Annotated in this window: 14 protein-coding genes and 1 tRNA gene; 9 read left to right on the forward strand and 6 right to left on the reverse strand. The window is 43.3% G+C overall.

Annotated features, from left to right (window positions below; translation table 11 throughout):
• Nucleotides 1-8 precede the first annotated feature (8 nt).
• Both ACXHJ1_RS04020 and ACXHJ1_RS04025 read right to left on the reverse strand, forming a co-directional pair.
• Nucleotides 9-836, reverse strand: coding sequence for a TIM barrel protein (locus ACXHJ1_RS04020; protein ID WP_457905651.1), 828 nt, complete (start codon nucleotides 834-836; stop codon nucleotides 9-11).
• 210 nt (nucleotides 837-1,046) lie between these two features.
• A complete protein-coding gene (locus ACXHJ1_RS04025; RefSeq protein ID WP_457905652.1) occupies nucleotides 1,047-1,808 on the reverse strand; it encodes an SDR family oxidoreductase in 762 nt (253 codons plus the stop codon).
• A 162-nt stretch (nucleotides 1,809-1,970) separates the two neighbouring features.
• On the opposite strand from ACXHJ1_RS04025, the gene ACXHJ1_RS04030 reads away from it, so the two are divergent.
• Nucleotides 1,971-2,882 carry an AraC family transcriptional regulator N-terminal domain-containing protein gene (locus ACXHJ1_RS04030; RefSeq protein ID WP_457905653.1) on the forward strand — a complete coding sequence of 304 codons (912 nt, stop codon included), beginning with the start codon at nucleotides 1,971-1,973 and terminating at the stop codon, nucleotides 2,880-2,882.
• A gap of 268 nt (nucleotides 2,883-3,150) precedes the next feature.
• On the opposite strand, the gene ACXHJ1_RS04035 is transcribed toward ACXHJ1_RS04030, so the two are convergent.
• The 4 genes from ACXHJ1_RS04035 to ACXHJ1_RS04050 form a co-directional block, all read right to left on the reverse strand.
• Nucleotides 3,151-3,258: a hypothetical protein gene (locus ACXHJ1_RS04035; RefSeq protein ID WP_017428056.1), complete on the reverse strand. Its 108-nt coding sequence runs from the start codon at nucleotides 3,256-3,258 to the stop codon at nucleotides 3,151-3,153.
• Nucleotides 3,255-3,479 carry a phage terminase small subunit-related protein gene (locus ACXHJ1_RS04040; protein ID WP_049828238.1) on the reverse strand — a complete coding sequence of 75 codons (225 nt, stop codon included), beginning with the start codon at nucleotides 3,477-3,479 and terminating at the stop codon, nucleotides 3,255-3,257. Before ACXHJ1_RS04040 ends, ACXHJ1_RS04035 begins: the two co-directional genes overlap by 4 nt.
• A gap of 478 nt (nucleotides 3,480-3,957) precedes the next feature.
• Nucleotides 3,958-4,353, reverse strand: a complete 396-nt coding sequence (locus ACXHJ1_RS04045) for a YmaF family protein (protein WP_017428058.1) — start codon at nucleotides 4,351-4,353, stop codon at nucleotides 3,958-3,960.
• 950 nt (nucleotides 4,354-5,303) lie between these two features.
• Nucleotides 5,304-5,370: transfer RNA gene (locus tag ACXHJ1_RS04050), tRNA-Thr, on the reverse strand.
• Nucleotides 5,371-5,757: 387 nt separating this feature from the next.
• On the opposite strand from ACXHJ1_RS04050, the gene ACXHJ1_RS04055 reads away from it, so the two are divergent.
• The 8 genes from ACXHJ1_RS04055 (at nucleotide 5,758) to ACXHJ1_RS04090 (ending at nucleotide 13,443) form a co-directional block, all read left to right on the forward strand.
• Entirely contained in the window at nucleotides 5,758-7,374 is a 1,617-nt protein-coding gene (locus ACXHJ1_RS04055; RefSeq protein WP_107734772.1) for a spore germination protein, read from the forward strand.
• Between the two features lie 12 nt (nucleotides 7,375-7,386).
• Complete coding sequence (locus ACXHJ1_RS04060) at nucleotides 7,387-8,613, forward strand: Ger(x)C family spore germination protein (protein ID WP_457905654.1); 1,227 nt, start codon at nucleotides 7,387-7,389, stop codon at nucleotides 8,611-8,613.
• A gap of 28 nt (nucleotides 8,614-8,641) precedes the next feature.
• Nucleotides 8,642-9,739, forward strand: a complete 1,098-nt coding sequence (locus tag ACXHJ1_RS04065) for a GerAB/ArcD/ProY family transporter (RefSeq protein WP_457905655.1) — start codon at nucleotides 8,642-8,644, stop codon at nucleotides 9,737-9,739.
• Nucleotides 9,740-10,588: 849 nt separating this feature from the next.
• Complete coding sequence (locus ACXHJ1_RS04070; protein WP_107734769.1) at nucleotides 10,589-11,014, forward strand: MaoC family dehydratase; 426 nt, start codon at nucleotides 10,589-10,591, stop codon at nucleotides 11,012-11,014.
• Nucleotides 11,015-11,549: 535 nt separating this feature from the next.
• Nucleotides 11,550-11,750 carry a hypothetical protein gene (locus ACXHJ1_RS04075; RefSeq protein WP_240753768.1) on the forward strand — a complete coding sequence of 67 codons (201 nt, stop codon included), beginning with the start codon at nucleotides 11,550-11,552 and terminating at the stop codon, nucleotides 11,748-11,750.
• Nucleotides 11,683-12,015 carry an HAD-IA family hydrolase gene (locus ACXHJ1_RS04080; protein WP_240753737.1) on the forward strand — a complete coding sequence of 111 codons (333 nt, stop codon included), beginning with the start codon at nucleotides 11,683-11,685 and terminating at the stop codon, nucleotides 12,013-12,015. Before ACXHJ1_RS04075 ends, ACXHJ1_RS04080 begins: the two co-directional genes overlap by 68 nt.
• A gap of 175 nt (nucleotides 12,016-12,190) precedes the next feature.
• On the forward strand, nucleotides 12,191-12,937 hold the full coding sequence (locus tag ACXHJ1_RS04085; RefSeq protein WP_013369142.1) for an SDR family NAD(P)-dependent oxidoreductase: 747 nt from the start codon (nucleotides 12,191-12,193) through the stop codon (nucleotides 12,935-12,937).
• Nucleotides 12,938-13,095: 158 nt separating this feature from the next.
• Nucleotides 13,096-13,443: a winged helix-turn-helix transcriptional regulator gene (locus tag ACXHJ1_RS04090; RefSeq protein WP_019685981.1), complete on the forward strand. Its 348-nt coding sequence runs from the start codon at nucleotides 13,096-13,098 to the stop codon at nucleotides 13,441-13,443.
• Nucleotides 13,444-13,835: the final 392 nt, after the last annotated feature.

The raw sequence follows: 13,835 nt of genomic DNA on the forward strand, positions 1-13,835 counted from the left end.
CCTCCAAATCAAGGTGATAAGACTTCCATTCCCCTTATTTTCCTGACTGATTCCCTAAGTACTTCCTGTGGATTCTGATAATAATTGAACCCCATAATCTCTAGTGTACAAGCTCCCTCGTAATGATGGCTCTGAAGACTGGTTAGATATTCCCGCCAATTCAGCACCCCATCATCCAGAGCAAGATGCGCATCAGACAAGCCGTCACCGTCAATCAGGTGGAAATGAACCATCTCCGGGAGTAGGGAGTAATAATCTTCGGGTGTCTCGTTAGCGAGCTGCATCGCTACGGTATCGATCATCCCTTTTAATGAGGGGGAACGAATCTCCTCCAGCATCCTCTTGATTCCCTTAGCATCGATAATTAGATTCGATTCGAATCGGGTCAGAGGCTCCAACGCTAAAGTCACCCCTTCCTTCTCCGCCACCCTGGATATCTGATAGATGGAGTCGCTTGCATATTTCCATGATTCCAATTGCGATACAGCGAAGTCCCCTATTCCTGAAGTCACAAGCATCATGTTGGTCTCCAGCTCCAGAGCCGCGTACAGATTATCTATGAAGTATACGATACTCTTCTGCCGCAGTTGGGAATCGGAAGCAGCAATATTGAAGGGATAGACACACTGTTCCGGCGTATAACAGACGACCTTCATGTCTCGGGATTTCAGTTGCTGCCTTATGTGCCTCAAGTTGCCAAGAACATTCCGATAGACGTATAAATGAGGCTCGCCCGCCCACAACTCGATGTGCTCGATCCCGAGTTCAGTCACGTGATCTAGGAAGTGCTCGAAAGGAAAATGCCTATACGTAATATTCATTCCCGCAATCTTCATTTGCTTCACCCCCTCTAATGTAAGCGCTTTAATTTGTTATGTCTTGTATTATAACTAAGGGTTACAAAGATTTCAATGCCTTTTTAAAAATAAATAAAAGCCATTCAGCCGGTTCTTAATGTGGGTTGCTCAGCTCCTATAGGGGCAAAAAAAAGCAAGCCTCAACGAGTACATTTGCTCGTTTGGCTTACTTATCATCCCCCTTATACCTTACACTTGAGATGTGGGGCGAATCACGATCTCGTTCACATCAACGTCAACCGGCTGCTCGATTGCGTACGCAATGGCACGGGCAACCGCCTCTGGTGGTAATGCGAACCGGTCACGAGACTCTTCGAGCCGGGCCTTCACCTCCAGATTCGTCACTCCTTCAGCGAAATTCGTCCGAACCAAACCGGGTGAAATGATCGTTACCCGCACCTTATCACCAGCTTCCTGTCGCAAACCCTCGGAGATGGCGCGGACGGCGAATTTGGTGGCAGAATAAACGGACTGGTTTGGTACAGTTTTATGTCCCGCTGTAGAAGCAATATTGACAAAATGTCCGGAACCCAGCTTGCGAAAGACAGGCAGTGCTGCGGCGATACCGTACAAAACACCTTTAATGTTGACGTCGATCATGTTCTCCCAATCCTCTACACGCAAGTCATCAAGGGGAGAAATCGGCATCACGCCGGCATTGTTTACGAGAACGTCAATCGTACCGAATCGTTCACATGCCAAATGGATAAGCTTGGTTACGTCGTCCCGCCGTCTGACGTCTGTGCTAGCATACACGACTTCACCCCCAGCCTCCGCGATACGGGCCGCAAGAGCTTCAAGACGATCAGGTCGTCGTGCCCCAAGTACGACTTTTGCCCCATGCTCAGCCAGTAAAAGCGTAGTCGCTTCACCAATCCCACTGCTTGCACCCGTAATAACAACAACTTTATCTTTGATTCCGGACAAGGTTGTATTCTGGATTAATCTCATAGCCGAATCCTTCTTTCATCTGGAAATTGTCTTTCGCCTTGAATTATAAGAAATATCAAAATAAAGCAGGTAGACGATTCATACGCGTTCCTTGCCTAATCCTGTCTAGTTTGAGTTACAATATTCATATCAGCTTAAATGAAAAAGGATTGGTGAATAAGTTTGAACCAACTCATTACGGAGTTAGCTAAGCAAATTGCACGGCATACGTCTACGGACGGTTTACACCAAACTGCGATTTCAGAGCTTTGTTTCAGGCGCACATCCGCGGAAACGGAACCGACGCATACCCTCAACATGCCCTCTCTTTACGTAATTGCCCAAGGCTCTAAAACCGTCACATTTGTTGGGGAAAGCTTCATATGCGATTCGTCCAGTTATATGGTCGCATCCGTACATCTACCAGTGATTGGGAAAATTACTCATGCTTCTCCGCAGTTGCCGTACCTAAGTTTACAATTAACACTTAGCCCTGATGTCATTATAGATATAAGCAAGAAATCTAGTTCACAGAAAAAGGGAGACACAGGAAGGGGCATTTTGGTTAATCCGTCCACTTCCTTTCTGTTAGATGCGATTCTACGCCTCGTCAATCTTTTAGATTCACCCACGGATATCGAGATACTAGCTCCACTCTACATCCGGGAGATATTTTATCGTGTGCTGGAGGGAGAGCAAGGAACGTTACTGAGGCAGTTCGTTGTGATCGGAAGCTATGCACAAGGTATTTCAAATGCAATACATGTAATCAATCGTGACTATTCTGAACAGCTAGTCATTGAAGAGTTAGCAAAAAAAGTGAACATGAACCCAACAACCTTTCACAAGCATTTTAAAAGAGTAACGGGTATGAGCCCACTTCAGTATCAAAAGATCATTCGATTGCAGAGCGCACGTCGGCTGATGCTCAAGGAAGGCTACGATGCTGCTACGGCAGGATTTCGCGTCGGTTACGAAAGCCCTTCCCAGTTCAACCGAGAATACGCCCGCTTATTCGGACGCCCACCGATGAGAGATATCAGTCACCTGCGTGACATAGAATTCAATATTGGCTCTGCCTTAAATAATAAATAGCCCATCGCAGGGTCTGTCCCGTAGATAATTCCCTAACTTGTCCTCTTTCAATTCTTGCCCTGTTCCCCGGTCTTTGCCATAAACACAGGGACCAACAAACGGCGCCTACGAACCCAGGTAAATTAAAATTCTCCGTAACGTAAGCAATTTATTTAATTAAAAAGCTCTGCCAACCATAAGGTTAGCAGAGCTCTCTGTCTAATTTAATTTCGGGAAAATCTTGAAAAAAACTTGATGAATGCGGGATGTATACAATCTTTTCAAAAAGTTACACCCAACATGATTTAAGGATGATAACCAAAAGGATATAGAGCACCAAGATTGCTGTTGTAGAAGTCCACGCACCGCAAACAGCTGGACCTGCGCATCCACTCATAACTTTAGCCCTCCTTTATTTGTCGTCACCTTAATATATGTGTGAATACACACTGTGACTGGGCATGCAGGTAAATAGAAAGAAAATATCCCGCCACCAGTTAAGGTTAGCGAGGAGTTACTCTGCTTATGTTTAAGCTCCTCCAATGGTAACTTCGCTCCGTCACTCTCTAGCCACATCTGTTTTGCCTTGTCCCGCTCAGGACTCCGTTCTCTCGCCATGTTACACAATCACCACCCCCACGAATGTAAATGCAATTATTTGTTTATTTAATAATATGATGTGACCTTTGGGCAAAACAAAGAAAGCCCCGAACCAGAAAAGGTTGGAGCTCTCTTCCTTTGTTTGATAGCTTGGTTTAATTAAAGTTCATCTGGGGCACGGCAATAGCGGAAGTCCGCAAAAATGCCAAGCGAGGCGGGCCGCTATTCAGCCGGAGGATACGCTGATAATCAGGGGGACGTTACAGTATAGCGGCCGCAGCTTCACCATATTTGGGCATTACTTCAACAATTGTTTGCTGGTTCGTACCTGCCTCTACTACAGGAGCTAAATATACACTCATTTCATCAATAAGTCCTTGCAGTTAAAATTCTAGTGCTTTCTAAATTGAAACTCCCATCCAAATTGCTATCTGAGCGTCAGCACCAACTCCATCAGTCCACTATTTGTAGCGGGTTGAGTTTTTCTAATTGATTACTATCGATATTCTTTCTCATCTCCAGTATTTCCACTGTACCTATGGGCATGAGGAATTCTACCGTTTACTGTTGTATACCCTTCAAAATGATGGTAATGCCCGCCACCAGTCAAGGGAATAGCTGGTCCTGTAGTTCCTCTAATTAAATGCGTATGTTGATCGTTAAATGATGTTTCTGCATAATAATTATGAACATGCGGAACACCACTTGGAGCTGGTTCTGTTACCCCAGCGTAATGATGGTAGTGTCCCACATCAAGTGATGTATTCCCTTTAAAAGGATGTACGTGAACATTAACTGGTCTACCATCCCACGAACTAATAAAAAGCTTATGCGAATGGTTAGAACCGGAATCACCGGAATGAACAACAAAACCTGTTATTGGTATTTCCATCAGTAGCCTCCTCTCTTTATCAACTGCCGTATACTATGAAAGAGGTAGTGTAAATGTTCAAAAGGCTATTGGGGTTGGTTTCCACTATTCGGGTGGGTGGCTAATAGGCTGTCAGAGCGTGTGCATGCCCTCTCTCTGTTCTCTTCTGCACTCCTTCCGGCATTCCCATGTAACGGAAAGAGCACTCAAAATGGCTTACATCCTGTCGAATAAATGCAAAAGAAAAAGCACTCCGTTTAGAGTGCTCACTTTATTTTACATACAAATTGAACCGGCCAATCCTATTTGTGAGATGTTAGCTGCATTATTTGATATCATATAGAACTTCCCATTTTGGAAAACTAGATAGGTGAAGTCTCCATAAGTTGAGTTTTGAGGGTTAGTCTCGGGTGATACAGAATGTATAAAGACTCTACAAACTCTTTGCCCACTATTAAGTGTAAAGTCAACCGTTTGATTTATAAACGAGGCCACTTGATTTGGATTTAGTAGATACGTCGGTCCTCCTAACCCACGTTTCCCACTTTGTCTATTTTGATTTGCATTCTTCATTTTACCCACTCCCTCAGGAATTTTTTCGTTACGGTGTATGCTATTCAATTTTCCCTTAGGCGTTAATGCATAGTTAATATTTGTGTTTTAGCCCAGCTTTGGAATCCTTATCTGGCCGCTGCTCAAGCCGATGCTTATCTGCATCCATGTCTTTCCTTCATCGCGACACCGTCGTCATGTTGTTGTTCTTCTTGCTGACCGTTTACTGGCTCCCCATCTTTCGGCGGTACCGTATTGACTTTGCTTTTGCGCTATTCATTCCACTTGGCAGCCATTGGTGCAACCCGCTTTCGGTATTCATCCACCATAAGGGAACGTTAGAAAAATGCTCGCTCCAACAAAAAGCGCGACCTCCAAAAAGCCTGGAAGCCGCGCTGCACTTGAATTTTATAAGATGCTGGTGAAGGGAATTGAACCCCCGGCCTACGCATTACGAGTGCGTTCCGGTACAGTTCCCATTAGTACCCACATACCCCCAAAGTCTGTAATTATTGAATTACGTTCGCCCTAATGCTCTCCAAAGTCCCCTTCTCGTCTCCTGCGAGCATGATGTTCTTTTGATTGTAATCCCAGCCCTCCAGATGACGATATCCCGTAGTATAGTTATCCGCCCCCATAAACCTAACTATTATGTCCTCTGTACGCTTCCAGCTCCTTAATAGATAGCATCTTACGGCTGTCTGCTGAAAGCTTGTAGACTGAACGGCGACGTTAAGCTAATGGACCTCTCCACAATATAAACATAGTTGCAATGGATTGGTATGCGACCATCTTTTGACAAGAACAGTACATATAAACTGTGGAATAGCAGCATATTACAGTTGACTGATATCTAGAAGGGAACTATATGGCATGGTTGACAAGTTAAAAAAATGGCTGTTTAAACAGCCTTCACGATCTAAAAATGGCATGAACTCTGAACCAGTTAATGACGAAAAATTGACTAAAATATCCAAAGAGCTGAGTGGCACGCTTAAGGAAAATGTGACCGTACTAAACCAGGAAATAGGGCATAGCGGGGATTTCATTCTTCGTTGTTTGAATGATAAGCAGGGCAATCCGGTTCTCGCTGTAGGTTTTCTTCAAGGCCTGATTGATCAGCAAATTTTAACGACACTGCTGGAGGAGCTCACTGCAGGTATTCGAAATGGAGATGTCTCTGATCGTAATGTCGAAAGTTGGTTGATGGATCGTATTCCTATTGGGGGTATAACTTGTCTTGACAATGAGCAATCGCTTATCCATGCCGTTCTTTATGGACAGGTGGCTATCCTCGTCGAAGGCAGCACCAAGGCCTTTGCTGCTTCTATCAGTGGAGGGGCTAAAAGAGCAGTTGAGGAGCCAACATCGCAGACAGTAGTTCGCGGCCCTAAGGAGGGGTTTACAGAGGATATTTCCACCAATATCACGCTCCTCCGGAGGAGGATCAAATCAACTGAACTCCACTTTGATTCTCGAATTATCGGATCATACACGCAGACGAAGGTATCGGTAGCATATGTTCGAGGCATTGCAAATCCAGAGGTGGTTAAGGAAATATCCAGACGATTAGACTCCATCAACACTGATAGTATACTCGAAAGTGGATATATCGAGGAATTTATTCAAGATGGGGTATGGACACCTTTTCCAACCATGGTTAACACCGAGCGCCCGGATACTGTAGCAGGCAGCTTACTTGAAGGGCAAGTAGCGATATTGGTTGATGGGACCCCATTTGCCCTGATTGCTCCCGTAACCTTTTTTCGATTTATAGCTTCCAGCGAGGACTACTACCAGCGTTATGATCTGGCATCTTTTCTGCGGATCGTTCGGATGTCATCCTTTTTCTTGGCATTGCTATTACCTTCGTTCTACATTGCAACAACTACGTTTCACCAGGAAATGCTGCCTACAACACTGCTTATCACTCTGGCTGCACAGAGAGAAAATACACCATTGCCAGCCTTGCTTGAGGCGATGTTAATGGAGCTGACCTTCGAGGTTATCCGCGAAGCAGGTGTACGAATGCCGCGCGCCGTAGGGCCTGCAATCTCTATTGTTGGGGCTTTGGTTCTTGGGCAAGCTGCTGTACAGGCGGGATTGGTTTCCGCAGCTATGGTCATTGTGGTATCATTCACAGCCATTTGCAACTTTGTGCTACCTGCAATCAATATGGCGGGGGCTGTTCGTTTGCTCAGGTTTGGACTCATGCTGTTAGCAGGTTTATTTGGGTTATACGGCGTTTTGGCGGGCTTGATTCCCATACTCGTTCGATTAGTATCTGTGAATTCGTTCGGCGTTCCTTATATGATGCCGCTCGCACCTTTCTATACGAGCAATATGAAAGACCTGTTTGTGCGTGTACCTAGGTGGAAGATGAAGAAGCGGCCTATAATGATTGGGGATTCCAATCCAGTAAAGCAGGCAACGAAACAGGAATCATATGCAGAACAAGCGGGGGAACACGGCCGAGACCCTATGGCGTAAGGAGGAACCGATATGTCCCAATTAGGCAGGTTTATTTTGGTCTTGATCATACTATTCATTTTGGCGGGGTGCTGGAACCGAGTCGAACTGAATGAGCTGTGGGTAACAGCAGCTACAGGAGTAGATATGATGGATGACGGACAGTGGATGGTGTCCTATCAGATTATTGTTCCCTCTGCCATTGCAAGTGGTACCGGAGGAGGAACCGGAGGGTCTCCTCAACCGGCATCCCATGTATTCTCTGTAAAGTCCAAAACCTATAACCAGGCGTTAGCGTACAGCAATTTAAAAACATCAAGACGAATTTACGTAGCACATAATCGTGTTGTATTTATCGGTAAAAGAGCGGCTGAGAAGGGAATGGACCGTCTAATCGATTTTTATCTTCGTAATTCGGAAGCGAGAGAGATGGTAAATATGATTGTAACGGACGGACTAGCATCCGATCTATTAAAGAAATTATTGCCGCCTGATAAACTTCAAGGCGCCGCCATGGCTGAATTGGTCGACAAAGAGAGCGATATTTTATCGGTGTTTCCGAAAGTTAGGGTTTATGATTTCGTATTAAGCATGAACTCGGATTCCAAATCCATTGGAGTACCTGTCGCCGAGATAATCGGAGAAAGGGATTATCAGGATGAGAAGGAAGCAGAGAGTCTGGATGTCTTCAAAAAAACCTCGGCCCCGCTCAAGCTGGCATTAACTAAATTGGCGATATTCCAAAACGGAAAGTTCAAAGGGTTTCTCGACAAGGAAGAGAGTCTGGGAGTATCTTATCTGTCTCAAAAGGTTAACAACACCGAAATTTCATTCCCATGCAGCCAACAACCTGGTAGGGAAATGTACTCTTCTATATTAGTAAACTCTGCTGGTGTAAAACTTACACCCAGAAAAACGAGTTCTCATTACACTATGCAGGTTAGAGTGAAAATTAACGGAACTTTAAATGAAACAACGTGCACTAAAGATATTTCCAAGACGAAGATCATACATGATTTGGAAGAAGAGATTGCAAAAGAAGTGACCAGTACGATAAATGAGGGCTGGACTAAACTTCAGGAACTTGGTGTAGACGCAACTGGTTTTGCTGACCGAATTCACCGGAGGTTCCCAAGGGAGTGGGAGACGGTGAAAAAAAACTGGGATCAGGAGTTTAAGAAGATAGAACTCGACATTCGAGTGGATGCACGGATTCAGCGTCCTGGACTCTTACAGAAGCATATCGGTACTCAATCCTAACCCATTTGTATAAAGGGGCTTAAACAGTATGAATAAAACCGTCACCAAGGTATCCGGGTTAGCTATCGCCTTTTCCTTGTTTCAGGTAGGCAGTACAACGTTATTCCTATTGGGAGCTGAAGCCAAGCAGGATGCATGGCTAGCCATGCTGATCGGTGCACTTGCAGGCTTCGTACTGCTAATCATGTATTTATCCATGCATAAACTTGATCCACACCGGGATTTGTACGAGCTTTTATGCCATTATTGGGGAAAGTGGGTTGGTAGTCTGGGTGGGCTTTTGTTCATCTGTTACTTTGCTTATGAAGCTTCCAGGAGTGTTAGGGACATTGGTGAGCTCGGCGCATTGACTTTGCTGAACAGAACCCCTACCGAGGTTATTACGTTTATAGCGTTATTTGTCTGTGCCGATGTGGTGTGGTTTGGCCCAAGGGTCTGGTTCCTTTTATGTCATATATTTATTATCATGTTGGCTTTTGGTTATATCGTTCTATTATTGCTTACTCCTTTTACAGGACTCATTCACTTTGAATTTTTGTTTCCTGTATTGGAGAATGGTCTAACTCCCATAGTGAAGGCTGCCATTCCCGAGATCGTGTCTTTTCCCTTCGGGCAGACAGTTCTTTTTCTTGTGCTGTTCAAGATTGTTACGGATAAACGTAAATTACAGCGGTCGATCGTCATTGTTTACTGGATCACTGCTGTGTTCCTTATTGTAATGAATGAACTAACAATCCTGGTTTTAGGTCCGGAATGGGCAGCATCAAGTACCTACCCCTTATTTGAGGTTACACAACTAATTCAGCTACCAAAAATTGTTGAGAGAGCTGATGTCCTGTTTTCGATGATTCTATTTATTGGAATCGGAGTCAAAACGGCTGGTTTTATGTTTGGTGCCGTCATTGGACTTCAAACGATAACCCCTTTTAGATATAAGCCTGCGTTACTGTTGCTAAGCATCATCATATACGGCCTAACGTTTCTATCCCCTAGGTTAACCGAATTTTTGTGGTTCGGTCTTCATGTAGCCTTGGTTCGAGTCTGGCCTATTTTTCAGATTGTACTGCCTGTCCTCCTTTTCCTCACCATGCTAATTCAGAAGAAGAAGAAAAGGGCTTATAATTAGCAGCTACTGTAGTCACGAACATGTTGATTTGCCGCAACGGTTAAAGTGGTCAGTAGAAATAGAAACATGCATGCCTATACCAGAGGTCAAGCATATCAGTGCACTACAGACCAGACTTCGAGAAGTTGCCTATTTTTCCCTTTGGTTAATAAGCGGGTAAATAACCATCAACTATTGGGCTTGCGGGAAACGATGCTCAATAAGCACAAGGAGACAGCAGCCGATAATTGTAGCTGTTTCTGTTCTAAAATAAAACTAAAAGACCTTCATATCATTGAAGTGCACCAGACAGCTTATTTTGTATTATCTGTAATGCAGCATTGCTTTTAATCGCACATAAATTTTCCACTTCTGGGAATCGCAAATTTGTACAAGGGGTACTGTACAACATACTGTCCTTAGATTGTTCAACAAAAATCCCCGCCGACCAGTTCAGGTTAGCGGGGATTTAATTTGATGTGCTTACGTTTAAGCTCCTCCAACGGTAACTTGAGGCTGGATACGATGGTGGTGGTTAAAGGCTTGATTAGGCACAGTTACAATAAACAACAAAAAGCTAGCCGCGATAATCATAAAGGCTGTTCAGAAAACGAATTAATCTCCGCTTCAAATCGAGGAGTATATCTTCTACATCTATGCTATATTGGTTTGCGGCAATTATAACATTGAGCAGATTTAATATCTTCTCGTTTTCGTTAGCCACTGATGTCGCTACAATATATTCTAGTGTTTTTTTAAAATGGGCATATTTTTATAATTAGTACTAAGTACTATTATCAAGTGTTATAATCAAGCCATAAATTTTAATGGAGTCCACCCAGCACATAATCTCAGCAAAGGAGTATATTTATGAAATTTAATGATTTTTTTGTCGGACAAACATTTAAAACCAAGTCCATAAAGATAACTAAAGAGAATATCAAGAGATTTGCAGCTGAGTTCGACCCGCAATACATGCACTTGGACGAAGATAAAGCAATGCAAGGAAGATTTAATGGAATCATCGCCTCAGGAATCCAAACGCTAGCAGTTTCTTTTAAGCTGTGGGTTGAAACAGGTATTTATGGTGACGATGTCATTGCGGGAACTGCTTTTAACAATATCAGATTTATAAAACCCGTGTACCCGGAAGATGAATTACATACAATTGTGGAGGTGACTGAGCTTAGGGAAAAACGAAGTGAAACAGGAATAGTTACTGTTTTGCTGACGACTTTTAATGACAAAGAAGAGAAAGTCTTTGAAGGTGAATTGTCTGCTTTAGTTAATAAATAAAGTGAAAGGCTGTTCTATCCTTTGTTGAGGAGACACTTGATAAAGGAATCACTGCTGAACCTTCCGGATTAGATAAAAACGGTTTGGAAGAGCCACAAATTTAAAAGTTTTAAAGCATTTTGAAAAGGTGTTTCTCATTAAAAGGGGAACACCTTTCTTACTAAATTAATATATAACGAGTGCGTTCCGGTACAGTTCCCGTTAGTACCCACATACCCCCAAAGTCTGTAATTATTGAATTACGTTCGCCCTAATGCTCTCTAAAGTCTCCTTCTCGTCCCCTGCAAGCATGATGTTCTTTTGATTGTGATCCCCCTCCCTCCAGATAATGATATCCTGTAGTGTGGAATTATCCGTCCCTATAATATAGTTATCTTGCTCTAAAGCAAGCACCCTAACTTTTATGTCCTCTGTGCGCTTCACCTTCTTTATCTCTAGTTCCTTAATAGCTGGCATCCGATGTTAAGCTAACGGGCAGGATAGTTCAAATACGTGGTATCATGTGGTGAGTAATTAATTGGAGCCCTCTTTTACAATGTTGAGAATGGGGGAAATCGTGGTCGGCTTGGAATGGGAAGGTTTGTATAGAGAATTGTTGGGAGATGGAAACCAATTGCTTATGGAAGGCGCAATGGATGTCTGTCATTCGCTTATCAAAGACCCATCGAATGTTCGTAATCACGAATGGTATCACTCACACGCAAATCAAACGCTTGAAGCAGTCTGGGCTATATAAGTTTTTCGAGGATATCTTTGATTCGCAAAGCATTGGTTATCAAAAACCGAAGGAAGAATTTTTCAATTACGTCATAAGTCATATTTCAGAATTTAATAGAAAGGATGCACTTGTCATTGGAGATTCATTAAATACGGATATCAAAGGTGGTCTTCAGTCGGGCATTGACACCTGTTGGGTCAACAGAACCGGACAAATAAGTCCGGCAGAAATTAAAAGCACATATACAATCTCAAACTTAATGGAGCTCACTTCCATCTGTTAGGCTGTAAAAACAAACGCTTGTGCCGCCTCAATTATCACTTTTTGGTGACTATATCACAAAAAAGTGGGTACTGTTTTTCTTGTAACTTTTCCCCCATACTATCGTTCATAGGAGGTTCATGAAGCAGACAGAGCATTCTATACCATATAAATCATTATAAAAGGAGTGTAATAGAATGGGGAAATTTGACGGGAAGGTAGCAGTTGTAACCGGAGGTACAAGCGGCATCGGTCTCGCGTCGGCACAACAGTTCGTAAAAGAAGGGGCTTACGTTTTTATCACGGGACGCAGACAACGTGAACTGGATGAAGCAGTAAAGCAGATCGGAAAGAATGTTACAGGTGTCCGAGGTGACATATCTAAATCGGAAGATCTAGATATATTATTCGAAACAGTTAAGCGAGAAAAGGGACACTTGGACATTCTCTTTGCAAATGCCGGACTAGGGTCATTTCTTCCATTAGGAGAAATTACAGAAGCACAATACTACAAGACTTTCGATGTCAACGTGAAAGGAACCATCTTTACAGTACAAAAGGCATTAGCTTTGTTTCCAAATAAAAGAGGTTCGATTATTCTAACGGGATCCACTGCTGGCTCGACGGGGATGCCAGCGTTTAGTATCTATGGTGCATCCAAGGCAGCGATCAGACAGCTCGTCCGCAGCTGGATTCTTGATATGAGAGGGACCGAAATTCGTATAAACATCCTTAGTCCGGGAACAATCGTAACGCCGGCGTACGATGAGTTATTTGGCTCTGAACTAGATCATTTACTGGAACAGGCAAAAAATGATATTCCGCTCGGCAGAGTGGGGCAGGTTGAAGAGATCTCCAATGCTGTCATGTTCCTAGCCTCTAATGAAAGCAGCTATATGAACGGCGTTGAATTATTCGTAGATGGCGGAGTAGCTCAAGTTTAACCAAGACATAATAATTTTCAAACGACAAAGATTTTTAAATCAACTTAAATGCGATTGTATTATCCCCTCTATGTAACGTTCAATTTTTCCTTCAGTGATCCTTGAAGGATCAGCGATACATGAAGGGGATATTCTTAGATCGGAGATGGTGCATTGATATGAAAACATTTTTCTGTGAACTGGAAGTTACACTAGAGGTTATCGGAGGAAAGTGGAAGGGGCTTGTTCTGTACTATTTAATAAAAGGACCTAAACGGACGGGAGAGCTTAAGCGACTCGTTCATAATATATCGCAAAAGATGCTGATTCAAACTCTTCGGGAACTGGAAACAGACGGATTAATTCGCAGAAAGATGTACAATCAGGTACCGCCTAAGGTGGAATATTCAACGACGGAACTGGGTCAATCACTTGAACCCATTTTGAGATCGCTTTGTGATTGGGGGGGGAATTACGCAGAGCAATCCTTCGCTCCGGGCGAGATTGAGATTTTGTATCTGGATTAACTGTCGGGGGACAAGAGCATAGTCCCATTTGAAGTCGCTATTTTAGCGGCTTTTTTGTTTTATCGTTTTACGTTGATGTTTTCGACTGATGAGCAATATTCTAGTACAGGTTACTTCGTAATTAACAAGGTGCACTACAAAACTAAGGACACAAAACTTGTCTCAGAGATTAATAAGTACGTCTTGGATTATGGCAAAAGCATCATGCCCCAGCTGTTGCCAGGAGTCTGAGCAAACAGGTAAGCGGTTGAGGCTAATGACAATGAACCCATTACGCTAACGGGAAACGTTAGTTCAATGAAACAGATGAAGCAGCGACAGTCTAGGGCATATTTTCTCGTCCTAGCCTACCGTTGTTTCTTTTATTGTAGTATCAAAACTTTATTTTCTAC

The organism is Paenibacillus sp. ALE2 (assembly GCF_054113385.1).

Bases quoted from the DNA above. Each gene is read 5' to 3' on its own strand.
- ACXHJ1_RS04020 (WP_457905651.1), bottom strand. From the start codon at position 836: ATGAAGATTGCGGGAATGAATATTACGTATAGGCATTTTCCTTTCGAG.
- ACXHJ1_RS04025 (WP_457905652.1), bottom strand. From the start codon at position 1,808: ATGAGATTAATCCAGAATACAACCTTGTCCGGAATCAAAGATAAAGTT.
- ACXHJ1_RS04035 (WP_017428056.1), bottom strand. From the start codon at position 3,258: ATGAGTGGATGCGCAGGTCCAGCTGTTTGCGGTGCGTGGACTTCTACA.
- ACXHJ1_RS04040 (WP_049828238.1), bottom strand. From the start codon at position 3,479: ATGGCGAGAGAACGGAGTCCTGAGCGGGACAAGGCAAAACAGATGTGG.
- ACXHJ1_RS04045 (WP_017428058.1), bottom strand. From the start codon at position 4,353: ATGGAAATACCAATAACAGGTTTTGTTGTTCATTCCGGTGATTCCGGT.
- ACXHJ1_RS04055 (WP_107734772.1), top strand. From the start codon at position 5,758: ATGGTTGACAAGTTAAAAAAATGGCTGTTTAAACAGCCTTCACGATCT.
- ACXHJ1_RS04060 (WP_457905654.1), top strand. From the start codon at position 7,387: ATGTCCCAATTAGGCAGGTTTATTTTGGTCTTGATCATACTATTCATT.
- ACXHJ1_RS04065 (WP_457905655.1), top strand. From the start codon at position 8,642: ATGAATAAAACCGTCACCAAGGTATCCGGGTTAGCTATCGCCTTTTCC.
- ACXHJ1_RS04070 (WP_107734769.1), top strand. From the start codon at position 10,589: ATGAAATTTAATGATTTTTTTGTCGGACAAACATTTAAAACCAAGTCC.
- ACXHJ1_RS04075 (WP_240753768.1), top strand. From the start codon at position 11,550: ATGTTGAGAATGGGGGAAATCGTGGTCGGCTTGGAATGGGAAGGTTTG.
- ACXHJ1_RS04080 (WP_240753737.1), top strand. From the start codon at position 11,683: ATGTTCGTAATCACGAATGGTATCACTCACACGCAAATCAAACGCTTG.
- ACXHJ1_RS04085 (WP_013369142.1), top strand. From the start codon at position 12,191: ATGGGGAAATTTGACGGGAAGGTAGCAGTTGTAACCGGAGGTACAAGC.
- ACXHJ1_RS04090 (WP_019685981.1), top strand. From the start codon at position 13,096: ATGAAAACATTTTTCTGTGAACTGGAAGTTACACTAGAGGTTATCGGA.